The organism is Microbacterium resistens (genome assembly GCF_021172025.1).
Lineage (GTDB): Bacteria > Actinomycetota > Actinomycetes > Actinomycetales > Microbacteriaceae > Microbacterium > Microbacterium resistens.
In genome coordinates this window covers 1,670,902-1,692,595 of the sequence record NZ_CP082781.1, presented here as the reverse complement: position 1 = coordinate 1,692,595, position 21,694 = coordinate 1,670,902, and the positions used below count along the sequence as shown (strand labels likewise).

Genomic DNA, 21,694 nt, shown 5'->3' with positions numbered 1-21,694 from the left:
GAGAGGACAGGAGACACGATGCAGGAGCGCACGAGCCGGACCGACCTCACGGTGATCGGCGGCGGCCTCGCGGGCGTGTGCGCCGCGGTCGCGGCGGCACGGGAGGGGCGGACGGTGGCCCTGATCACCAACCGGCCGGTGCTGGGCGGGAACTCGTCGTCCGAGGTGCGGGTGTGGGTGGTCGGCGCCACGGCGCACGGCTACAACCACTTCGCACGGGAGGGCGGGATCATGGGCGAGCTCTTCGTGGAGAACCAGTACCGCAACCCCCAGGGCAACCCCTACCTGTGGGACGCGCTGATCCTGGAGACGGTGCGCGCCGAGCCGAACATCTCCCTGCATCTGAACACCGATGTGCGTCTCGTGACGGCGAGCGGGGAGCCCGACCATCGGCGCATCGACGCCGTCACGGGGTGGACGATGGGATCCGAGCTCCTCACCGAGTTCCGCAGCGACGTCTTCATCGACGCCACCGGCGACGGTCTCGTGGGGGCGCTCGCCGGCGCCGAGCACCGGATCGGCCGGGAGGCGCGGGCGGAGTACGGCGAGCCGTGGGCGCCGGAGACCGCCGACACGATCACGCTCGGGAGCACGCTCCTGTTCTACACGAAGGACGCGGGCGAGCCCGTCCGCTTCATCCCGCCCGCCTTCGCCAAGGACATCACCACCACCCCGATCCCGGATAACCGCATCATCCGCGCCGGCGACGACGGATGCGCCTACTGGTGGATCGAGTTCGGCGGAGAGCTGGACACCGTGACGGAGAACGAGGCGATCCGGGACGAGCTGTGGTCGGTGATCTACGGCATCTGGGATCACATCAAGAACTCCGGCCGCTTCGACGCGGAGACCATGACGCTGGAGTGGGTCGGGTCGATCCCGGGCAAGCGCGAGTACCGGCGCTTCGTCGGCGACTACGTCCTGACGCAGAACGACATCGTCGGTCAGCGGGACCAGCCGGACCAGGTGGCGTTCGGCGGCTGGTCCATCGACCTCCACCCGCCCGGCGGCATGTACGCGACCGAGGCCGGGGCCAAGCAGGCCTACGCCGACGGCATCTACCCCATCCCGTACCGCTCGCTGTACTCGCGCAACGTCGAGAACATGCTGATGGCCGGGCGCGACATCTCCGCCTCGCACGTGGCCTTCGGCTCGACCCGCGTCATGGCGACGTGCGCCACGATCGGGCAGGCGGCGGGGACCGCGGCGGCGCTCGCCGTCGAGCGGGGCGTCCCGCCCCGCGAGGTGCCCGCGCCGGCGCTCCAGCAGCGGCTTCTGCGCGCGGACGGCTCGGTCTTCGGCCTCGCGGACGACGGCGAGGGCGACCTCGTCCGGACGGGCCGGATCTCGGCGACGAGCCGGATCGAGCGCCTCCGCACGGGGCCGTCGGTCGGCGTGCACGCCCTCGACGTCGACGCCGGCTTCGTCCTTCCCCCGACGGGATCCGAGGAACCGGTGCGGATCCGGCTCCGTGCGCCGGAGCCGACCACGTTGACCTACACGGTCCACTCCACGGGCCGCGGGCAGAACTATGTGCCCGTCGAGGCGCTCGCGACGCGGACGGCGGAGGTCCCCGCGGGGGAGGACGCCGAGGTGTCCCTGGAGCTGGAGGGCGCGCCGCGGGACGCGAACGTGTTCGTGGTGCTGCACGCCCACCCCGGGCTCGGCGTCCATGTCGCCGCCGAGCGCGCGCCGGGGACGCTGTCGCTCACGTGGAAGGAGCTCGACCCCCGCCACGAGCGCCCGCAGCGGCTGCGCGAGTGGTCGGACCGTCCGTTCGGGCGGGGAGGGTTCTGCATCGACGCCCCGGCGGGAGACGTCTTCGCGCCCGAGCGCGTCGCCGACGGCCTTCTGCGGCCGTTCGCCGGACCCCACGCGTGGGCCGCCGACGCGGGCGACGCGGAGCCCGCGCTCACGATCGCGTGGGAGGAGCCGGTCTCCCCGCGACGCGTCGAGATCCTCTTCGACGACGACCCGAACGAGGACCTCATCAACCTCCATCACCACCGGACGCCCCAGGAGGTCATGCTCACGCTCGTGCGCGACTACCGCGTGGAGGCGCGGACCGCGGACGGCTGGGTCGTCGTCGACGAGGTCGTCGACAACCGCCGCCGCCGGCGGATCCACGACCTCGGAGGACACGGTCCTGTCGCCGCCCTCCGCATCGTCGTGCGGGCCACCGCCGGCGACCCGCATGCCCGCATCGTCGCCGTCCGCGCCTTCGCGTGAGACGGTCATCGGAAAGGAAAGATCAGGAAATGACGTTCTCTCTCGGCATCGTCGGAGCCGGCCAGTTCGCCGGCCAGTTCGCGAAGCTGTTCCAGCTGCACCCGCGGGTCGGCGACATCCTCGTCACCGATCTGCTCCCGGAGCGCTCCGCGGAGCTGGTCGCCCGCCTGGGCCTCGCCGGCAGCGTCCCCACCTTCGAGGACCTGCTCGCGAGCGACGTGGACGCCGTGGCGATCTTCACCCAGCGGTGGACCCACGGGCCGCTCGTCGTGCAGGCGCTGGAGGCCGGGAAGCACGTGTACTCCGCCGTGCCCATGGCGATCAGCGAGGCCGAGATCGAGGCGATCATCGACGCGGTGCGCCGGACCGGGCTGACCTACATGATGGGGGAGACCAGCCACTACAACCCGGCGACCGTGTACGCGCGGCGCCAGTTCGCGGACGGGGCGTTCGGGCGGGTCTTCTACGCGGAGGGGGACTACGTCCACGACATGGACCTCGGCTTCTACGACGCCTACAAGTACAGCGGCGGCGAGCAGTGGCGGGCCACGGCGAGCTACCCGCCCATGCTGTACCCCACCCACGCGATCGGCGGTGTGCTCGGCGTCCTCCCGGTCCACGCCGTCTCGGTGAGCTGCATCGGGGTCCGCGACGACCGCGGGGACGGCGTGTTCGACCGCGGGGTGAGCATGTTCGGCAACGACTTCTCGAACGCCTCGGCGCTGTTCGAGCTCTCCGACGGCGGCGTCATGCGCACGAACGAGATGCGCCGGGTCGGCTATCCGTCGCCGATCCGCGAGTCCCGGTTCCGCTTCTTCGGGACGGAGGGCTCGTTCGAGCAGCTCGCGACCGTGTCGCTGTGGCAGGACAAGGAGACCGTGACCGACGTCTCGGAACTGCTCGAGGTCCACGCGTCGCTGTCGGAGGACGACCCGGCGCTCGCCAACGTCTCGCCGTCGCTGCGCGCCGCCTTCGTCTCCGGCAGCGCACCGGTGCACGACCGATCCCGCCTGCCGGCGGAGTTCGACGGCGCGCCGAACGGTCACGAGGGGTCCCATCACTTCCTCGTCGACGACTTCGCCGTCGCGGTGGACACGGGCACCATGCCCGCGGTGAACGCGTGGGTCGCGGCCCGCTACACGCTGCCCGGCATCGTCGCGCACGAGTCGGCGCTGCGCGGCGGCGAACGCCTCCCGATCCGCGACTTCGGCGACGCTCCCGCGGTGCTGTCGCCGCCGGAGCGGGTCCCCGAGACGGCCTGACTCCGCGGCCTGCCTCGTCGCGGCGCGGGCGACGAGGCAGGGGTGGGGCGAGGCCGAACCGCGGAGAGCGCCGCGGGCTACGCGAGCATCGAGAGCACCGCGCGCACCAGGACGACTCCGGCTCCCGCCCAGGCGCAGGCGAGCATCGCGATGCGGGCGATGCGCGGCGGAATGCTGCGCGTGAGCAGGGTGCCGAACAAGATCCCGACCGCCGTGCACGCCGCGAGCAGGACGACCTCGGGGATCGGCTGCGGCGGCAGCCCCCGCAGCAGCACGGAGAGCGTCCCGTAGCCGACGAAGATCACCTGTGCGCTGGCGGCGAAGCGAGTCTGGCCCCACCCGTCGCCGACGGCGTAGGCCGCCAGCGGCGGACCCGACAGCCCGCTGGACGCGTGCATGTAGCCGGCGGCGGCCCCCGCCACGACTCCGCCGCGGCGTCCGCGCAGCGCCGGAGCGAGCGCACGGATGCGGTGCGCGACCAGCGCGAACACCGCCATCGCCGCGATCAGCAGCAGCAGCGCCGGCTCCGGGAGGACGCCGGCGGTCAGCGCCCCGAGGGGCGCCACGAGCATGCCCGCCACGAGCAGCCCCGAGGTGCGTCGCCAGTCCACGTCCTTCCATGCCTGCGGCAGCGCGCAGAGCGAGGCGACGACGGCGAGCAGGACCGTGAGGGTGACCCCGTCCAGCGGTCCGTAGACCAGTACCGCGGGCCCGATGAGGACGAGGGCGAAGCCGAGGCCGGTGATGCGCTGGATGACGCCGGCGAGCAGCGTGGACCCGGCCGTGAGGGCGAGGATCATCGGGATCGGCGCCGCCGGAGCGCGGCGACGCGGGGCGAGGCGATCATGCGCGGTGCCGGGCCAGACGCGCGTCCAGGCCGCTGCGGACCGCGGGCCACTCGTGGGGGAGGATCGAGTACACCGCGGTGTCGCGGAGGGATCCGTCCGCCATGATGCGGTGGCTGCGCAGGATGCCGTCGAGCTTCGCGCCCAGCCGCTCGATCGCCGCGCGGGAGGGACCGTTCATCGCGTGGGTGAAGAGCTGGACGGAGATGGCGTCGCAGGCCTCGAACGCGTGCTGGAGGAGCAGGCGCTTCGCGGCGGCGTTGACCTCGGTGCCCTGGGCGGAACGGGTGAGCCACGTGTAGCCGATCTCGACGCGTCGGTTCGGCTGGTCGACGTTGCAGTACGTCGTCATCCCGACCAGTCGTCCCGTGGCGACGCGGCGGATCGCGAACGGATTCATGCGTCCCGCGGCATGCTCCGCGAGGCGCCGGGCGATCTCGGACGGGACCTCCTGGGCGGAGGGCACGACCGTGTACCAGGGGTGGACCGCATCGGCCGCGGCCGCGGCGAGCTCCTCCGCGTGCGCGTCGCTCAGCGGCTCCAGCCGGACGAGGTCGTTCTGGAGGGTGACGGAGGTGACGAAGTCCATCCTCCGAGCGTATCGGCCCCACCCCTCACCCCGCCCTTCGCAGGGTTTGGGGTCCTCCCCGGGGGTTCGGGGTCCCTCGCGGGGCGACACGCCCCCGAAATGAGCCCCGAACCGCGGATCCGGACCCCGGAATCGGCCGCGGGGCTCGTCCTCCACAGGCGAGCAGGGATCGGGAGGGATCCACGGATCGCGTGCAGTGCGGGGAACGAGGGGGAGCGCGCGCCGAGGATGGCTGGCGTGCCTCTCGTGATCCCCCCTCTGTACCGGCGTGCCGCGCTCGCCGACGTCCGTGCGGTCGGCGACCGCTTCCGCTCTCCGTCCGTCGACGGAGCGCTGATCCGGATCCGGCCGGGCGTGTACGTCCGCGACGACGACTGGGATGCCGCGTCGCCGGAGGAGCGCGTGGCCGCGCGCGCCGTCGCCCTCGTCCAGGGCTCGTCAGACGGCGTGGTCGTGTCCCATGAGAGCGCGGCGGCCCTGCACGGCCTGCCGCTGATGCGACCGGACCCGGAGCGCGTCCACGTGATACTGGGATCGGAGCGACCGGGCACGGGGCGCGGGACGATCCGGCACCGCGGCGAGCTGTCCGCGGGAGAGGTCGAGACCGTGCACGGCATCCGATGCACCTCGCTGGCCCGCACCGTCGCCGATGTGGCTCGCACCGCCTCGTACGAGCAGGCGGTCGTCGTCGCCGACGCCGCGCTGCGCCGGGTCGCCGAGCTGCGCAACCACGGTCACGATCCCGAGCGGGCGCGTCGTCTCCGCCGCGCCGCGGAGCAGATCGCGGAGCGCTCGGCCCACGGGCGGGCGCGGGCGCGTCGCGTCCTCGCCTTCGCCGACGGCCGAGCCCAGCTCCCCGGTGAGAGCGTCAGCCGCATCCGGCTCGCGGAGATCGGATTCCGCCGGATCCGACTGCAGGTCGAGGTCGCCGGGCCTCGTCCGGGAAGCCGCTTCTTCGTCGATTTCGGGATCGAGGAGGCCGATGCGTGGGGCGAGTTCGACGGTGCGATCAAGTACGTCGACGGTCGGATGCAGGCGGGGAGGGCGGCGGATGCGGTGCTCGACGAAGAGAAGCAGCGCGAGGACTGGATCCGTGGGACCACGCAGCGTCGGTTCGCTCGATGGGGATGGCCACACGTGAGGACAGCGCGTCACCTCGGCGCGCGGTTGGCCGCGTTCGGGATCGCCGCCCCGTGACGCTTCGGGGCGGATTCCCGGGGGTCGGGGCCCGTGTCGGGGCGTTCTCGCACCGAAACGGACCCCGAACCGGGACGCAGCGCCGCTCAGCTCAACCGGGCGAGCAGCTCCCGGACGGCGTCGGCGAGGGCGCCGACGGCGGTCCGCGCCGCCTCGGCCGACTCCGCACGGGCGTCGATGTACACCTTGAGCTTCGGCTCGGTGCCGCTGGGTCGCACGATCACCCGGGAGCCGTCCGCCAGGCGGTAGCGCAGCACGTCGCCGGCGGGGACGCCGTCGCCGGCGGTCAGGAGGTCCTCGGCGGACGCGACGACCGCGCTCCCGAACGAGGCCGGCGGGTCGGCGCGCAGGGCGGACATGATCCGGCCGATGAGCGAGATGTCCTCCACCCGGATGGAGACCTGGTCGCTCGCGTAGTGGCCGATCTCCGCGGCGAGCTCGCCGAGGAGGTCGACGAGGGTCGCGCCTCGCCCGCGAGCCTCCGCGGCGAGCCCGAGCAGGGCGACGGCCGCGGAGATCCCGTCCTTGTCCCGCACGGTGTCCGGGTTCACGAGGTAGCCGAGCGCCTCCTCGAAGCCGAAGGCGATTCCGGGGGCACGGGAGATCCACTTGAAGCCGGTGAGCGTCTCGTGGAAGTCGAGGCCGTAGCGCTCGGCGATCGCACCGAGCCCCGGCGACGACACCAGCGAGCAGGCGAGGGATGCGCTCGCAGTCCCCTCGACGCGGGTGTCCCGGGCGGCACGAGCGGCCCGCCAGCCCAGCAGCAGGCCGACGTCGTTGCCGGACAGGCGACGCCACCCGCCGGGCGCGGACGGATCCGGGACGGCCACCGCCAGGCGGTCCGCATCGGGATCGTTCGCGATCACCAGCTCCGCCCCGGTCTCGCGCGCGCGGGCGAAGGACAGATCCATGGCCCCCGGCTCCTCGGGGTTGGGGAACGACACGGTGCGGAAGGTCGGATCCGGTCGCAGCTGCGCGGCCACCGTCGACGGGGCGGGGTAGCCGGCGGCGGCGAGCACCCGCTCGACCGTCTCCCAGCCCACCCCGTGCATGGCCGTGTAGACCCAGCGCATCCCGTCGGCGCCGGCAGGGGCGGGCGCCACGGCGGCGGTGGCGGACACGTAGGCGTCCAACACCTCCTCGCCCGCCGTCTCGTACGCGGAGGAGCGGGGGATCTCCCGGACGTCGCCCTCGTCGGCGACGCGCTGGATGTGCGAGGCGATCTGCGCGTCCGCGGGGGAGACGATCTGGGAGCCGTGGTCCTCGCCGCCGAGGTAGACCTTGTAGCCGTTGTCGTTCGGCGGGTTGTGGCTGGCCGTGACCATCACCCCGGCGTCGGCGCCGAGGTGCCGCACCGCGAAGGCCAGGACGGGCGTGGGCAGAAGCCGCGGGAGCAGGATCGCCCGCAGACCGGCGCCGGCGAAGATCTCGGCCGAGTCCAGGGCGAAGATACGGGAGTTGCGCCGACCGTCGTAGCCGATGACGACGGTTGGGGCGGATCCGGATGCGCGCTCCAGGAGGAACGCCGCGAAGCCGGCCGCGGCCTGGGCCACGAGCACGCGGTTCATCCGGTTGCTGCCCGCGGCGAGCTCGCCGCGCAGGCCCGCCGTCCCGAAGGCGAGTCGCGATCCGAATCGGTCGTCCAGCTCCGCGATCGCCGCCTCGTCGCCCGACCCCGCCCGGGTGATCAGGCCCGCCAGCTCGTCGCGCGTCTCCGGATCGGGGTCCTGTCGCAGCCACGCCCGCGCCTGGGCCAGGCGGTCGGCCGCGGCGCTCACAGCGCTCCGATCACGCGGGCCAGGAGGGAGGAGATCACCGGCTCGGCCTCTCGTCCGGCCTCGATCACCTCCGCGTGGCTGAGCGGCGTCTTCTGGATGCCCGCGGCGAGGTTCGTGATGAGCGAGAATCCGAGGATCTCCATGCCGGCCTCGCGCGCGGCGATGGCCTCGAGCGCGGTGGACATGCCGACGATGTGACCCCCGATCGTCTTCGCCATCTGCACCTCGGCGGGTGTCTCGTAGTGGGGCCCGCGGAACTGGCAGTACACGCCCTCGTCGAGGCTCGGATCGATCGAGCGGGCGACGTCGCGCAGACGCCGCGAGTACAGGTCGGTGAGGTCGACGAAGGTCGCACCCTCGAGCGGGGAGTCGGCGGTGAGGTTGATGTGGTCGCTGATCAGGACGGGCTGTCCGGCGCGCCAGGTCTCGCGGATGCCTCCGGCGCCGTTGGTCAGCACCATCGTGGCCGCGCCCGCGGCGGCGGCGGTGCGCACGCTGTGCACCACCCGGCGGACGCCGTGGCCCTCGTAGTAGTGGGTGCGCGCGCCGATCACCAGCACGTGCTTCCCGCCGGGGGTGCGGATGCTGCGCAGCGTCCCGACGTGGCCCTCCAGCGCGGGCCGGGAGAAGCCGGTGACCTCGGTGGCGGGGATCGTGGCGACGGTCTCGCCGATGAGCTCCGCGGCCTTGCCCCAGCCGGAGCCGAGGGTGACCGCGATGTCGTGCTTCTCGACGCCGGTCAGCCGGTGCAGGTCGGCGGCGGCCTCCGCGGCGATCGCGAAGGGGTCCGCGGCGGGGTCGTCGAGGGGGTTGTTCCAGTCAGCCATGCAATCACTTTAGGTCCCCGTGCCCGTCCGAGCGCGGTCGGGCGCGGATGAGCATGCGGGCGGGGATCGTGCGCGCCGGCGCGCAGGAGTGGGGAAGAATGGAGGCATGTCCTCGACACCCTTCGCGAACAGGCAGAGCGTCGCCGTCCTCGGCGGCGGTCCCGGCGGATATGAGGCGGCGCTGGCCGCCGCGCAGCTCGGAGCCGAGGTGACGCTGGTCGAGCGGGTCGGGGTGGGCGGATCGGCGGTCCTCACCGACGTCGTGCCGTCGAAGAGCCTCATCGCCACGGCCGACGCCGCGGTCGCCATCTCGGAGGCGACGGACCTGGGCGTGCAGTTCTACGCCAAGGGCGCCGAGGGCAAGCCCCTCAAGCCGCAGATCGCGATCAACCTCGCCGCGGTGAACAATCGGCTGCTGACCCTGGCGCGCCAGCAGTCGGACGACATGCGCTCGGCCCTGGTCGACGCCGGGGTGCGCATCCTCTCCGGCCATGGGCGACTGGACGGTCCGCGGGCGATCGTGGTGTCCACGAGCCCGGACGGCACGGACTTCGACCGCGTCGAGGCGGACACGCTCGTCGTCGCCGTCGGGGCGTCCCCACGGGAGCTCGACTCCGCCAAGCCGGACGGCGAGCGGATCCTCACGTGGACCCAGCTGTACAGCATGAAGGCGCTTCCCGAGCACCTGATCGTCGTCGGCTCCGGCGTCACAGGCGCGGAGTTCGCCTCGGCCTATATGAACCTCGGGGCCAAGGTGACGCTCGTCTCCAGCCGCGACCAGGTCCTTCCCGGCGAGGACCAGGACGCCGCGAAGGTGTTGGAGAAGGTGTTCAAGCGGGGCGGCATGCAGGTGCTGTCCAAGTCGCGTGCGGACCGGGTCGAGCGGACCGACGACGGCGTCGTGGTCACGCTCTCCGACGGTCGCGTGGTCGGGGGCAGTCACTGCCTGATGGCCGTGGGGTCGATCCCGAACACCACCGGGGTGGGGCTGGAGGAGGCGGGCGTGGAGCTCACCGAGTCCGGGCATGTCCGGGTCAACCGCGTCGCCCGCACCTCGGTCCCGAACATCTACGCCGTGGGCGACTGCACGAACTTCTTCCCGCTCGCGTCGGTCGCGTCCATGCAGGGGCGCACCGCCGTCTTCCATGCGCTCGGCGACATCGTGATCCCGCTCGAGCAGCGGAAGATCACGGCGAACATCTTCACCGCCCCCGAGATCGCGACCGTCGGCTTCTCCGAGAAGGACGTCGAGGACGGCGCCGCCGACGGGATCGCGTTCAAGCTGCCGCTGGCGGCGAACCCGCGCGCGAAGATGATGGGCATCAAAGACGGTTTCGTCAAGATCATCGCCCGCAAGGGGTCGGGCACCGTCATCGGCGGCGTGATCGTCGCGCCCAAGGCGTCCGAGCTCATCTATCCGATCGCGCTCGCCGTGGAGCGGCGCCTCAACGTCGACCAGGTCTCGCGCGTCTTCGCCGCCTACCCGTCCCTGTCGGGCAGCATCACCGACGCCACCCGGGCGATGCACCTCGTCAACATCTCGTGACGACGCCGGCCCCGTCCGCCGTTCCGGGCCCGTCCGCGGAGGCGGGGCGTCGGGCGGAGCCGATCCCGGTCGCCTGGCCGAGCGTGTGGGGGCCGGCGGCCCGTGGCCGGTCGCCGTTCCTCGTCGTCGGCGGTGCGGCGATGCTCGGCGTGTCCCTCGCGATGCTGCCGGGCGTCACGGAAGCGGGGATGGCCGCGCTCAGCCCGGTCGCGTTCGCGCTGATCGGAGCGGCGGTCCTCGTCCTGGGGCTTCGTCGCCCGTTCGGCCGCGGCGAGCCGGAGTTCGTCAACGCGGTCGTCCTGACCGAGGCGGAGCAGGCGCCCCCGGACTCGTGGGTGCACTTCCTCCGGCAGCGCCGCGTCGGGCTGCCGCTGCTGATCATGTTCTGGGTGCTCGCCCTGGTGCTGGTCGCGGCGGTGCCGGCGGCGATCTTCATCGCCCTGGGCGGCCGTGACAGCGCCTTGCTGACACTCGTCGTCACGGTGCCGATGGCCGCGCTGTTCCTCGTGGCGGCGGTGCGCAGCACCCTCGCACAGCATCGGCTCGGGTCCTTCGGGCGGCGACCCGTGGGGCTGGCCGTCGGACCGTCGGGCATCGCCCTCATCCGGCTCGGCGACCCGCTGTACGTGCCGTGGGACGCGATCTCGGAGATCACGCCGCGGCGGATCGAGTCGAGCCGTTCCCGCACCCCGCCGGCGCCACTGATCGAGCTGCGGATCGACGCGGCGCGCACCGAGGGCGAGCTGCCGGGCGTGCTGATGCTCACCCCGGCGGGACTCCGCGTCCATCCCTGGGTCGTGTGGGGCGTGCTGACCCACTACCGCGCCCGTCCCGAGGAACGGGCGGAGCTCGGCACGACCTTCGGTCAGCGCAGGCTCGTCGCCTGGAACGCCTGGGCCGGCGCTCAGGGTCGCGGGCGGCGCTGAGCCGCGCAGCCGGGGCGGGGCCCCGGCTGCGCGTCAGTCGATCGTGAGCAGACGGTGCCCGGCGGACACGGTCTCGCCGGGAGCGGCGTTGATGTTGCCGATGACCCCGTCCTTATGCGCCTGCAGGGGCTGCTCCATCTTCATCGCCTCGAGCACGACGACGAGGTCGCCCTTGACGACGGACTGACCGTCCTCGACGGCGACCTTCACGACGGTCGCCTGCATGGGAGACTTCACCGCGTCCCCGGACGCGCCCGCCGCGACGCTCGTCGCGTGGCTGCGCCGCGAGGGCGGGACCGCGGCGGGGCGGGCGCCGGCCGCGGTGGCGGCCGCGGCGGCGACGCGGTCGGGGAGGCTGACCTCCAGGCGCTTGCCGCCGACCTCGACGACGACCGTGTGGCGGGCAGGGGCGGCCGCGGGGTCGCTGAGCTCGCCGTCCCAGGCGGGGATGTCGTTGACGAACTCGGTCTCGATCCAACGCGTGTAGACGCCGAACCGGCCGTCCTCCGCCGTGAACGCGGGATCGCGCACGACCTTGCGGTGGAAGGGCAGAACGGTGGGAAGCCCCGACACCTCGAACTCGTCGAGGGCGCGGCGGGCGCGCTCCAGCGCCTCCGCACGGTCCTTGCCGGTGACGATGATCTTCGCCAGCAGCGAGTCGAACGCGCCGGAGACCTCGTCTCCCGCGGTCACGCCGGAGTCCAGGCGCACGCCCGGCCCGCCGAACGTCTTGAAGACGTGGATCGGGCCCGGCTGGGGGAGGAAGCCGCGGCCGGGGTCCTCGCCGTTGATCCGGAACTCCAGGGAGTGCCCCTGCGGCTGCGGGTCGTCGTAGTCGATGGTGCCGCCCGCCGCGATGCGGAACTGCTCGCGGACGAGGTCGATCCCGGTGATCTCCTCGGAGACGGGGTGCTCGACCTGCAGGCGGGTGTTGACCTCCAGGAACGAGACCGTGCCGTCGGCGCCGATGAGGAACTCGCACGTGCCGGCTCCGACGTAGCCGACCTCGCGGAGGATCGCCTTGGACGCCTCGTAGAGGGCCCGGTTCTGCTCGTCGGTGAGGAACGGCGCGGGAGCCTCCTCCACGAGCTTCTGGTGGCGTCGCTGCAGTGAGCAGTCCCGGGTGGAGATGACGACGACGTTGCCCTGCGCGTCGGCGAGGCACTGCGTCTCGACGTGGCGCGGCTTGTCGAGGTACTTCTCCACGAAGCACTCGCCGCGTCCGAACGCGGCCACGGCCTCGCGCGTGGCGGACTCGAACAGCTCGGCCACCTCGTCGAGCTCGCGGGCGACCTTCAGGCCCCGGCCGCCGCCGCCGTAGGCCGCCTTGATGGCGATGGGAAGGCCGTGCTCCTTCGCGAAGGCGACGACCTCCTCCGCGCTCTCGACCGGTCCCGGCGTCCCGGGGGCGAGCGGGGCGCCGACCTTCTCGGCGACGTGGCGGGCGGTGACCTTGTCGCCCAGGGCCTCGATCGCCTCGGGGGACGGGCCGATCCAGGTCAGCCCGGCGCCGATCACGGCACGGGCGAAGTCGGCGTTCTCGGCGAGGAACCCGTACCCCGGGTGCACGGCGTCGGCGCCGGCGCGCCGGGCCACGGAGAGGATCTTGTCGATCTGCAGGTAGGTCTCGGCGCTGGTGGCGCCCCCCAGGGCGTACGCCTCGTCGGCGAGCCGGGTGTGCAGCGCATCGCGGTCCTGGTCCGCGTACACGGCGACGGAGGAGAGACCGGAGTCGCGCGCAGCACGGATGATGCGGACGGCGATCTCGCCGCGGTTGGCGACGAGCACCTTGGCGATTTCAGGCATGGATGTCAGCCTAGCGAGAGCACGTCCGATATTTTTGACGACCCTCCACAAGAATCGCGCGGAGTCGTAGTCGTCTCCCTCCGAGCGTTCCGAAGGTGGGCGGTGTCAGGCCGTCCGGTTCCAGAGGTCGGTCCAGGTCACCCCGAGCTCGCCGACGAGGCGTCGCAGGGTGGACAGGGACATGCCGACGACGGTCGACGGATCGCCCTCGACCCGCTCGATGAAGGCTCCCCCGAGGCTGTCGACCGTGAAGGCGCCCGCCACGTGCAGCGGCTCCCCGGACGCGACGTACGCGGCGATCTCCTCGTCAGACACGTCGGCGGCGAAGGAGACGGACGCCTCCGCGACCGCGTGGGCCTCGACGGGATCCGCGCCGGGGCGCACACGGAAGACGCCGTGTCCCGAGTGGAGCACACCGGTGCGGCCGCGCATCCCGGCCCACCGCTCGGTGGCCGCCTCCGCGGTGTGCGGCTTGCCGTACACGCGTCCGTCGATCTCGAACATGGAGTCGCCGCCGATGACGATCCCGTCGAAGTCCGGCTGCTCCCGGCGCACGCGGGCGACGACGTCGGCGGCCTTGGCGCGCCCGAGGAGGAGGACGAGCTCGGCCGGGCTGAGCGGAGTCCCGCGGCGGGCCTCCTCGTCCGCCGCGACCGCCTCCTCGTCCACGTCCGGCGCGAGGGCGAGCGGCTCGATGCCGCTCTGGCGGAGGAGGGCGAGGCGGGCGGGGGAGGTGGAGGCGAGGCAGACGCGCATGCGACCACGCTAGCCGGGGAGCGACCACGGTGCCGGCGACGCTGCCGCGGGCCGCCGCCCGCGCGGTCGGCATGGGATCATCGGGAGGTGACTTCCGCGGACTCCGGCGACCTGCTCGACCTCGACGTGACCGGCATCGCCCACGGCGGGGTGAGCGTCGCCCGCCATGACGGGCGTGTGGTCTTCGTCGCCGACGCGATCCCGGGCGAGCGCGTGCGCGCCCGGGTGACGGACGCCTCCAAGCCGGCGTTCTGGCGGGCGGTCGCCGTGGAGGTCCCGGAGCCGTCGTCGGACCGCCGGCCGCATCTGTGGGCGGAGGCGTCGATCGACCGGGATCCGGAGGCGCGCCCGGGCGGCGCGGAGTTCGGTCACATCGTCCCGCGGCGTCAGCGCGCCCTCAAGCGCCAGGTGCTCGCCGAAGCGCTCGATCGCTTCGCGGGCGGCGGGGTCGATGCGCCCGAGGTCGCCGCCGTCTCGGACCACGACGGCGGCTGGCGGACGCGCGTCACGCTGCACGCCGACGCCGACGGCCATGTCGGGCCCTATGCCGCGCGCAGCCACCGGATCGTCCCCGTCGAGGACCTGCCGCTGGCCCGCCCGTCGATCGCCGCGGCCGCACGGACCCTGCGTGCCCGGGGCGAGGGCCGCGTCGAGCTGGTCGAGGCGTCGGACGGGCAGGTCCGGATCCTCCGGAAGGCCGCCGCCGCCCGAGAAGGGGGCGCGGGGAAGGGCGCGCGCCGTCGTGCCCCGCGCGCCCCACGTCCCGTCCCCGAGGTGCTCGTCGAACGAGCAGCGGGGCGGGAGTTCCGCGTGGACGCCGACGGCTTCTGGCAGGTGCATCCCGAGGCGGCCGACACGCTGGACGCCGCCGTCGCGGACCTGCTCGCCGACCGGGTGGACCCGGACTCCGCCCATCTCGACCTCTACGGCGGCGTCGGGCTCTTCGCCGCCACCCTCGGGCGTCTCGGCGCGAGGACGATCACGACGGTGGAGTCGAGTCCGCGCGCGATCGCGCACGCCCGCGAGAACCTCGGCGATCTCGGCGTCGAGGCGATCACCGCGCGGGTCGATCGCTTCCTCGCGGACCGTCGCCGGGACGAGGCCGCGGCGCGCGCGCACGCCGGCGGGACCGTGGTCCTGGACCCGCCCCGCTCCGGTGCCGGGCGGGCCGTGGTGGAGGACGTCGTCGCGCTCGCGCCGTCGGCGGTCGTGTACGTGGCGTGCGATCCGGTCGCCTTCGCCCGGGACCTCGGCACCTTCCGCGCGCGCGGCTACGACGTCGAGGAGCTCCGCGCGTTCGACCTGTTCCCCAACACCCACCACTTCGAGGTCGTCGCCCGCCTGGTGCCCGTCGTGGGCGCGGTCGCCTCGGTAGGCTGAAGGCATGAGCAGCGTCGCCCTGATCGACGACCACGAGTCGGTTCGTCTCGGGCTCACGGCCGCCCTCGAAGCGGCCGACTTCGAGGTCCTCTTCACGGGTGCCGGCGTCGGGGAGTACCTCGACGCCCGTCGTCGGATCGGGCTGGTGCCGGCCGACGTGGTCGTGCTGGATCTCACCCTCGGCGACGGCACGACCGTCACCGAGAACGTCACCCGCCTGGTCGCGGACGGCTCCAGCGTCGTCATCCACAGCGTGGCGGACCGGCCCGTCGCCGTCCGGGAGGCGCTCGCCGCCGGTGCCGCCGGGGTGATCAGCAAGTCCTCCCCGCTGGACGACGTCATCGCCGCCGTGCACACCGTGGCGCGCGGCGAGGCGCTGAACAACGTCGAGTGGGCGAGCGCCGTGGACGGCGACCGCGCCTTCGCCGACGCGCAGCTCTCCAGCCGGGAACGGGAGGTGCTGCGGCTGTACGCCACCGGGCTTCCGCTCAAGGTGGTCGCCGAACGGCTCGGCGTGGCGTACTCGACCGCCAAGGAGAACATCACCCGGGTGCGGGTGAAGTACGTCGAGGTCGGCCGCCCGGCGCCGACGAAGGTGGACCTGCTGCGGCGCGCGATGGAGGACGGGATCGTCACGCCGCCGCAGGAGGAAGCCCCGAGTGTCCCCTGAGCGCACGCTCCGCGAGGCGTGGGCGAACATCCCCACGCCCGGCGAGGTCGGCCGGGAGCTGGAGCGGTTCGCCGGCAGGCGGATGGAGCGGATCATCGCCATCGTCGTCGGCGTCGGCGCGCTGGCCCTGGGCACTCAGGCGCTGATCTCCGCGGTCGGCACGCTCACTCGACTCGACGCGCCGCACGTCCTCATGATGGCGCTCGTCTTCGTGCCGTGGGCGATCATGCTCGTGACGTGCGTGGTCGGCCGAGGGGTGCGGATCGCCGCGGGCGTGTTCACGGTCGCCTACGTCCTCGATCTCGTGCTGTGGCCCTTCGTCGCCGTGCGCCAGGCCGCGGACCCCGATCAGCAGCCGTGGATCTTCTTCCTCGTCAACGTCGCCGGGGTCGCGGCGGTCGTCGCCTTCCCGCTCGCGCTCCAACTCCTGTGGGCGTTGGCCGGTCCCTTCCTCTACGGCCTGGTCCGGCTCGCGCAGGGCGACTTCCAGCGGGAGTTCTGGGTCACCACTGCGTTCGACGTCTCGTTCACCCTGATCCTCGGCTGCGTGCTCGTCGCGCTCGGCTGGATGTTCCGCTCGGTCGCCACCGGGGTCGACGACGCCCGCACCAGGGCCGTGGAGTCGTACGCCTCTGCGGCGGGGACGGCCGCGGCGGAGCAGGAACGCGTGGCGGTCGCGGCCCTCATGCACGACAGCGTGCTCGCCGCCCTCATCGCCGCCGAGCGGGCCAGGACGGAGCGCGAGCGCGACCTCGCCGTCGCGATGGCGAGGGAGGCGCTGACCCGCCTGGCCAATGCGGAGGCCGCCAGCCTGCAGGAGGGCAGCGAGGAGCCGGTGGCGATCGAGCGGATCGCGGAGGACCTCGAACGCGCCGTCGCCGAGCTCGACACCACCGCCGTGCTGGATCGCTTCGGGCACGGATCCGTGCCCGATCGGGTGGCGCGCGCCGTGGCCCTCGCCGCTCGCCAGGCGATCGGGAACGCGGTGGCCCACGCGGGCGGCCGGGGTCTCACGATCGTGGTGGAGGGACACGGGGACACCGGCCTCACGATCAAGGTCAGCGACACGGGCAACGGTTTCGACCCCGGGCAGGTGAAGGCGGATCGCCTGGGGATCCGCGCCTCGATCCTCGCCCGCATGGCCGCGGTCGGGGGCACGGCGACGATCGAGTCGGACCGGCGTGGAACCACCGTGACGCTGGGGTGGTCCGAGTCATGAGGCTCACCGTCCGCAACGTCGCGACCGCGCTGGCCCTCGGGTTCGCCCTGTACTTCGCGTCCCGCGCGCTGTGGTGGACCACGCCGCCGGCGAACCCGCAGCTGCTCGTCGTGGCGATCGCGGCATTCCTGCTGGTCGTGGTCACCATCGTGATGGTGGGGGCGCGGACGCGCCTGCGCATGCCGCTGTGGGCGGCACTCGTCGCCCTGGGCGCCGGGGTCGGCATCCCGATCGCCGTCAACCTCGCCCTGACGCAGGATGCCCTGCGCGCGCCGTACGCGACGTGGTACATCGGCGGCGTCGGCGTCATCGGGGTCATCTGCGTGGTGCGCCGCCGGAGCCTGTTCGGCTGGCTGGCGCTCGTCGCGCTGGCCGCCTCGACCTCCGCCTGGCTCGGCGTGGGGGACGCGCTGGCCCTGGGACTGGTCGGCTCCGCGGTCTGGATGGTGATCGCGCAGCTGCTCGTGGCGTTCTGGGGGCGGGCCGTCCGGGACACCGACCGTCTGGCGAGCATCCAGCAGGCGGCCTCCGCCTGGCAGGCGACACAGGCGGTGCGGCAGCGCGCCCGGCGTGAACGCGTGCAGTACGCGCTGGCCGTGGCGGGTCCGAGTCTCGCCCGGGTGATCGAGAGTCGCGGCGACCTCTCCGAGGACGAGCGCGTCGAGGCGCGCTTGGCGGAGGGGCGCCTGCGCGACGAGATCCGCGGCGCCAACCTGCTGAACGAGGAGGCGCGCGCCTCGATCGCCGCCGCCCGTCGGCGCGGGGCGACGGTGACGGTGTTCGACGAGGGCGGTCTGGACGGGCTGGACGAGGCTGCGCGGGATCGCATCCGCGCGGAGCTCGCCGCCGTGCTGCGCGACGCCGATTCGGCGCGCCTCATCATCCGTGCGGCGCGCGACGCGGAGGTGGCGGTGACCGTCGTGGGACGCTCGGCCGCCGGTGCGTCGTCCGACGAGGACTCGGTCGAGCTGTGGCGGGAGATCCGTCGGACCGTGGACGGATCACGCGACGAGCGGACGTGAGTCAGAAGGAGGCGAGGGGCGGCGAAGCCGCCCGCCCCTCGCCAGATGCGGAGCGGTTACCCGAAAACCGTCCGCGGAAGGCCGGTGATCGTCCGTCTACCCTGTGGCGGAGGACCGGCCGAACGCGAAGCGTTGCAAGAACAGTCTTCCGGGGCGCAAGAGGAATGTCTGTAGGTATTTTGGGGGACAAAGCCGACGCGCCCTGGCGGAGCAGCCGCGGTGGATGAGAATGGACCCATGAGCGAGCCCGGACCTCGTCGAGGAACGAACCTTCCGCGGATGGGCGACTTCAACCAGTCGGTGGTGCTCGAAGCCGTCCGCCGCTCCGGCGCGGGGCTGAGCCGGAGCGAGATCGCGGAGGTGACCGGACTCTCGGCCCAGGCGGTCACGAACATCGCTCGCCGCCTGCTGGAGGAGGGGCTCGTCCTCGAGGCCGGGCGGACGATCCGCGGGCCGGGCAAGCCCCGCACCCTGCTCAAGCTCAACGCGGCGCGCGAGCTCGCCGTCGGCGTGCATCTGGATCCGTCGGTCACGACCGTGGTCATCCTTGACCTCGCGGGCGACGTCGTCGCGCACGCCCGTGAGCGCACCGCCGTGGGCGCGCCCTCCGCGGTGATCGACGCGATCGCCGACGCGATCGAGCGGCTGATCGGGTCCTCCGGCGTCGACCGCGAACGCATCGTCGGCGTCGGCGTGGCGGCCCCGGGGCCTCTCGACACGGCGGGCACCATCATCGATCCGCCCAAGCTCGACGGCTGGCACCGGGTGGCGCTGCGGGACGAGCTGCGCGCGGCCACGGCGATGCCTCTGCTGCTGGACAAGGACACCACGGCCTCCGCCGTCGCCGAACTGTGGCGCGGGGGCGAGCGCACCGCGTCGTCGTTCCTGTTCGTGTATCTCGGGACGGGGATCGGTGCGGGACTCGTGATGGGGCACGAGGTCGTGCGCGGCGTCTCCGGGAACGCCGGGGAGATCGGGCACATCATGGTCGACCCCGACGGTCCGGTGTGCACGTGCGGCGCGCGCGGCTGCGTCGCGGTCGTCTGCACGCCTCAGGCGATCGTCGAACGGGCGGAGCGAGAGGGGGTGCTCGGGGCGGGGGACGAGACCCCCGACGCGCGCTTCACGAGCCTGTGCGACCGTGCGCGCACGGGGGACGAAGGGGCAGTCCGCGTCCTGGAGACGGCGGCCGAGCACCTGTCGCGGGCGATCTCGGTGCTGACGAACATGCTCGACGTCGACCGGGTCGTGCTCGGCGGCCCGTCCTGGTCCCGGCTGGAGTCCGTGTATCTTCGCGTGCTGCCCGGCCTGCTCGCCGCCCAGAGCGCGACGGCGGCCATGCGGACCCTTCCCGTGACGGGTGCGGTCGCGGGGGAGGACGTCGCCGCCGTCGGCGCGGCGTGCCTGGTTCTCGATGCCGTGCACTCGCCGCACGCGGCCACGCTGTACCTGCCGGCGGGCGACCCGGCGTGGGCGCACGGGCGCGGGAGCGGCTTGCCGGCTTAACTACAATCGATGTAGTATCTCTGCATCCGTGGGGATGGTCACTGGGGGACGGCTCCGCGGGTGCGTCGCGCACGCGAACGGGGTCGGGACGGGGGCTGCCCGGCCCCGAAGCGCGTCGACGCGACCGGATCGGCCGGTTCCGGGGGACGACCGACGGCAGGCGTCGGAGCCCTCAGCCGGAGAACCGACCCCAGGGGATGTCCCGCCGCAGCGGCGCGCGCAGTGCGCGCTGGGTTCGCATCCACGCCGATACGGGAGGGTCGACGGTCACGGCCGCCTCTTCTTCGGCGGTGTAGGCCGCCGAGAGCACGGCGATCAGCGCGGCCAGCTCCTCTTCGCTCGCCGCGCCCCGCACCACCTGGATCTCCACCGGCGCGTCCCGGTCCTCCGCCGCGGTCACAGCGGGATGTTCCCGTGCTTCTTCGGCGGCAGCTCCGCGCGCTTGCCGCGGAGCGCCCGCAGGGCCTTGGCGATGGAGACCCGGGTGTTGGCGGGCTCGATGATGCCGTCGATCTCGCCCCGCTCGGCGGCGAGGAAGGGAGACGTCACGTTGTAGGTGTACTCGTTGGCGAGCCGGGTGCGCACGGCGGCGACGTCCTCGCCGGCCTCCTCGGCCTTCTTGATCTCCCCGCGATAGAGGATGTTGACGGCGCCCTGGCCGCCCATGACCGCGATCTCGGCGGTCGGCCAGGCCAGGTTCACGTCCGCGCCCAACTGCTTGGAGCCCATCACGATGTAGGCGCCGCCATAGGCCTTGCGCAGGATCACGGTGACGAGCGGCACGGTGGCCTCGGCGTAGGCGTAGATGAGCTTCGCGCCGCGGCGGATCACGCCGGTCCACTCCTGGTCGGTGCCGGGGAGGTAGCCGGGGACGTCGACGAGAGTGACGATCGGGATCGAGAACGCGTCGCAGAACCGCACGAAGCGGCTGGCCTTCTCGCCGGCCTCGATGTTCAGGGTGCCCGCCATCTGCGACGGCTGGTTGGCGATGATGCCGACCGAGCGCCCTTCGACGCGGCCGAAGCCGATCACGATGTTCGGGGCGAAGAGCGGCTGCACCTCGAGGAAGTCGCCGTCGTCCACGACGTGCTCGATGACGGTGTGGATGTCGTAGGGCTGGTTCGGCGAGTCCGGGATCAGCGTGTTGAGCGTGCGGTCCGCGTCCGTCGTCTCGAACGCGAACGCGCTCGCGTACGAGGGCAGCTCCGCCATGTTGTTGTCGGGCAGGTAGCTCAGGAGCGTGCGGGCGTAGTCGATCGCGTCGTCCTCGTCCTCGGCGAGGTAGTGCGCGACGCCCGAGCGGGTGTTGTGCGTCAGGGCGCCGCCGAGCTCCTCCATCCCGACGTCCTCGCCGGTGACGGTCTTGATGACGTCCGGGCCCGTGACGAACATCTGGCTGGTCTTGTCGACCATGATGACGAAGTCGGTCAGCGCCGGGCCGTACACGGCGCCGCCGGCGGCCGGACCCATGATGATCGAGATCTGGGGGACCACCCCGGAGGAGCGGGTGTTCAGACGGAAGATCTCGCCGTACTTGCTCAGCGCGAGCACGCCCTCCTGGATGCGGGCGCCGCCCGAGTCGAGGATCCCGATGATGGGGATGCCGCTGCGGAGGGCGAACTCCATGATCTTGATGATCTTGTCGCCGGACACCTCGCCCAGGGAGCCGCCGAAGGTCGTGAAGTCCTGGGAGTACACCGCGACGGTGCGGCCGTGGATGGTGCCCACGCCGGTGACCACGGAGTCGCCGTACGGGCGGTTGCGGTCCATGCCGAAAGCGGTGGTGCGATGGCGCACGTACTCGTCGAACTCGACGAAGCTTCCGGTGTCGACGAGCAGCTCGATGCGCTCGCGGGCGGTCATCTTGCCCTTGGCGTGCTGCTTCTCCTTCGCCTTCGCCTCGGCGGCGACGACGGCCTCGTCGTAGCGCGCGTGCAGGTCGGCGATCTTGCCGGCGGTGGTGGAGAGGTCAGGCGTATCCGTCACGGGTTCCACCCTAGCGGCGGGGTGTCCGCAGACGTTGGACGCCTCGCACAACGCGACGGCCGATCCGCTGTTCTTTCCGTACTGTCGCCGAGACCCCCTTGCGCCGCCGAGACCCCCTCGCAGATACGTAGATGCGAGGGGGTTCGGGCG

18 protein-coding genes are annotated in these 21,694 nt (G+C 72.8%); 10 read left to right on the top strand and 8 right to left on the bottom strand.

Annotated elements, in window-relative coordinates; translation table 11 throughout:
• Positions 1 to 18: 18 nt before the first annotated feature.
• The gene (locus K8F61_RS08140) at positions 19 to 2,229 is read left to right on the top strand and encodes an FAD-dependent oxidoreductase (RefSeq protein WP_231821299.1); all 2,211 of its coding nucleotides are present in this window, start codon (positions 19 to 21) and stop codon (positions 2,227 to 2,229) included.
• 29 nt (positions 2,230 to 2,258) lie between these two features.
• Positions 2,259 to 3,491 (top strand): Gfo/Idh/MocA family protein, encoded by a 1,233-nt coding sequence (locus tag K8F61_RS08135; RefSeq protein WP_219085090.1) that lies wholly within the window; start codon positions 2,259 to 2,261, stop codon positions 3,489 to 3,491.
• A gap of 77 nt (positions 3,492 to 3,568) precedes the next feature.
• On the opposite strand, the gene K8F61_RS08130 is transcribed toward K8F61_RS08135, so the two are convergent.
• Together K8F61_RS08130 and K8F61_RS08125 are read right to left on the bottom strand one after the other, a co-directional pair.
• A complete protein-coding gene (locus K8F61_RS08130; RefSeq protein WP_231821298.1) occupies positions 3,569 to 4,291 on the bottom strand; it encodes a TSUP family transporter in 723 nt (240 codons plus the stop codon).
• A gap of 43 nt (positions 4,292 to 4,334) precedes the next feature.
• A complete protein-coding gene (locus K8F61_RS08125) occupies positions 4,335 to 4,925 on the bottom strand; it encodes a GNAT family N-acetyltransferase (RefSeq protein WP_231821297.1) in 591 nt (196 codons plus the stop codon).
• A gap of 237 nt (positions 4,926 to 5,162) precedes the next feature.
• Here K8F61_RS08125 and K8F61_RS08120 point away from each other — a divergent pair, with 237 nt between their 5' ends.
• Positions 5,163 to 6,122, top strand: a complete 960-nt coding sequence (locus K8F61_RS08120) for a type IV toxin-antitoxin system AbiEi family antitoxin domain-containing protein (protein ID WP_231821296.1) — start codon at positions 5,163 to 5,165, stop codon at positions 6,120 to 6,122.
• An 86-nt stretch (positions 6,123 to 6,208) separates the two neighbouring features.
• On the opposite strand, the gene K8F61_RS08115 is transcribed toward K8F61_RS08120, so the two are convergent.
• Together K8F61_RS08115 and K8F61_RS08110 are read right to left on the bottom strand one after the other, a co-directional pair.
• Positions 6,209 to 7,900, bottom strand: a complete 1,692-nt coding sequence (locus tag K8F61_RS08115) for a phospho-sugar mutase (protein ID WP_231821295.1) — start codon at positions 7,898 to 7,900, stop codon at positions 6,209 to 6,211.
• Positions 7,897 to 8,727 (bottom strand): purine-nucleoside phosphorylase, encoded by an 831-nt coding sequence (locus K8F61_RS08110; protein WP_067246140.1) that lies wholly within the window; start codon positions 8,725 to 8,727, stop codon positions 7,897 to 7,899. The genes K8F61_RS08115 and K8F61_RS08110 overlap by 4 nt, the downstream gene beginning before the upstream one ends.
• 106 nt (positions 8,728 to 8,833) lie before the next feature.
• Between K8F61_RS08110 and K8F61_RS08105 the strand changes: the two genes are divergently transcribed.
• A complete protein-coding gene (locus tag K8F61_RS08105) occupies positions 8,834 to 10,273 on the top strand; it encodes an NAD(P)H-quinone dehydrogenase (RefSeq protein ID WP_231821294.1) in 1,440 nt (479 codons plus the stop codon).
• Complete coding sequence (locus K8F61_RS08100; protein WP_231821293.1) at positions 10,270 to 11,199, top strand: hypothetical protein; 930 nt, start codon at positions 10,270 to 10,272, stop codon at positions 11,197 to 11,199. The genes K8F61_RS08105 and K8F61_RS08100 overlap by 4 nt, the downstream gene beginning before the upstream one ends.
• Positions 11,200 to 11,232: 33 nt before the next feature.
• Here K8F61_RS08100 and K8F61_RS08095 read toward each other — a convergent pair whose 3' ends face one another.
• Together K8F61_RS08095 and K8F61_RS08090 are read right to left on the bottom strand one after the other, a co-directional pair.
• Positions 11,233 to 13,005: an acetyl/propionyl/methylcrotonyl-CoA carboxylase subunit alpha gene (locus K8F61_RS08095; RefSeq protein ID WP_231821292.1), complete on the bottom strand. Its 1,773-nt coding sequence runs from the start codon at positions 13,003 to 13,005 to the stop codon at positions 11,233 to 11,235.
• Positions 13,006 to 13,110: 105 nt separating this feature from the next.
• Entirely contained in the window at positions 13,111 to 13,761 is a 651-nt protein-coding gene (locus K8F61_RS08090; protein ID WP_067248787.1) for a Maf family protein, read from the bottom strand.
• Positions 13,762 to 13,848: 87 nt separating this feature from the next.
• Between K8F61_RS08090 and K8F61_RS08085 the strand changes: the two genes are divergently transcribed.
• The 5 genes from K8F61_RS08085 (at position 13,849) to K8F61_RS08065 (ending at position 19,558) form a co-directional block, all read left to right on the top strand.
• A complete protein-coding gene (locus K8F61_RS08085) occupies positions 13,849 to 15,141 on the top strand; it encodes a class I SAM-dependent RNA methyltransferase (protein WP_231821291.1) in 1,293 nt (430 codons plus the stop codon).
• A gap of 4 nt (positions 15,142 to 15,145) precedes the next feature.
• The gene (locus K8F61_RS08080) at positions 15,146 to 15,811 is read left to right on the top strand and encodes a response regulator transcription factor (RefSeq protein ID WP_219086152.1); all 666 of its coding nucleotides are present in this window, start codon (positions 15,146 to 15,148) and stop codon (positions 15,809 to 15,811) included.
• On the top strand, positions 15,801 to 17,030 hold the full coding sequence (locus tag K8F61_RS08075) for an ATP-binding protein (RefSeq protein WP_067248778.1): 1,230 nt from the start codon (positions 15,801 to 15,803) through the stop codon (positions 17,028 to 17,030). Before K8F61_RS08080 ends, K8F61_RS08075 begins: the two co-directional genes overlap by 11 nt.
• On the top strand, positions 17,027 to 18,052 hold the full coding sequence (locus K8F61_RS08070) for a hypothetical protein (protein WP_219086150.1): 1,026 nt from the start codon (positions 17,027 to 17,029) through the stop codon (positions 18,050 to 18,052). Before K8F61_RS08075 ends, K8F61_RS08070 begins: the two co-directional genes overlap by 4 nt.
• 237 nt (positions 18,053 to 18,289) lie before the next feature.
• Complete coding sequence (locus tag K8F61_RS08065; protein WP_231821290.1) at positions 18,290 to 19,558, top strand: ROK family protein; 1,269 nt, start codon at positions 18,290 to 18,292, stop codon at positions 19,556 to 19,558.
• A gap of 172 nt (positions 19,559 to 19,730) precedes the next feature.
• On the opposite strand, the gene K8F61_RS08060 is transcribed toward K8F61_RS08065, so the two are convergent.
• Complete coding sequence (locus K8F61_RS08060) at positions 19,731 to 19,958, bottom strand: acyl-CoA carboxylase subunit epsilon (protein ID WP_067248768.1); 228 nt, start codon at positions 19,956 to 19,958, stop codon at positions 19,731 to 19,733.
• A complete protein-coding gene (locus K8F61_RS08055) occupies positions 19,955 to 21,553 on the bottom strand; it encodes an acyl-CoA carboxylase subunit beta (protein ID WP_067248765.1) in 1,599 nt (532 codons plus the stop codon). The genes K8F61_RS08060 and K8F61_RS08055 overlap by 4 nt, the downstream gene beginning before the upstream one ends.
• Positions 21,554 to 21,694 lie beyond the last annotated feature (141 nt).

Excerpts from the sequence above, each read along its gene's own strand:
- K8F61_RS08070 (WP_219086150.1), top strand. The coding sequence starts at position 17,027 with ATGAGGCTCACCGTCCGCAACGTCGCGACCGCGCTGGCCCTCGGGTTC.
- K8F61_RS08095 (WP_231821292.1), bottom strand. The coding sequence starts at position 13,005 with ATGCCTGAAATCGCCAAGGTGCTCGTCGCCAACCGCGGCGAGATCGCC.
- K8F61_RS08065 (WP_231821290.1), top strand. The coding sequence starts at position 18,290 with ATGAGCGAGCCCGGACCTCGTCGAGGAACGAACCTTCCGCGGATGGGC.
- K8F61_RS08090 (WP_067248787.1), bottom strand. The coding sequence starts at position 13,761 with ATGCGCGTCTGCCTCGCCTCCACCTCCCCCGCCCGCCTCGCCCTCCTC.
- K8F61_RS08140 (WP_231821299.1), top strand. The coding sequence starts at position 19 with ATGCAGGAGCGCACGAGCCGGACCGACCTCACGGTGATCGGCGGCGGC.
- K8F61_RS08110 (WP_067246140.1), bottom strand. The coding sequence starts at position 8,727 with ATGGCTGACTGGAACAACCCCCTCGACGACCCCGCCGCGGACCCCTTC.
- K8F61_RS08125 (WP_231821297.1), bottom strand. The coding sequence starts at position 4,925 with ATGGACTTCGTCACCTCCGTCACCCTCCAGAACGACCTCGTCCGGCTG.
- K8F61_RS08080 (WP_219086152.1), top strand. The coding sequence starts at position 15,146 with ATGAGCAGCGTCGCCCTGATCGACGACCACGAGTCGGTTCGTCTCGGG.
- K8F61_RS08105 (WP_231821294.1), top strand. The coding sequence starts at position 8,834 with ATGTCCTCGACACCCTTCGCGAACAGGCAGAGCGTCGCCGTCCTCGGC.
- K8F61_RS08135 (WP_219085090.1), top strand. The coding sequence starts at position 2,259 with ATGACGTTCTCTCTCGGCATCGTCGGAGCCGGCCAGTTCGCCGGCCAG.
- K8F61_RS08130 (WP_231821298.1), bottom strand. The coding sequence starts at position 4,291 with ATGATCCTCGCCCTCACGGCCGGGTCCACGCTGCTCGCCGGCGTCATC.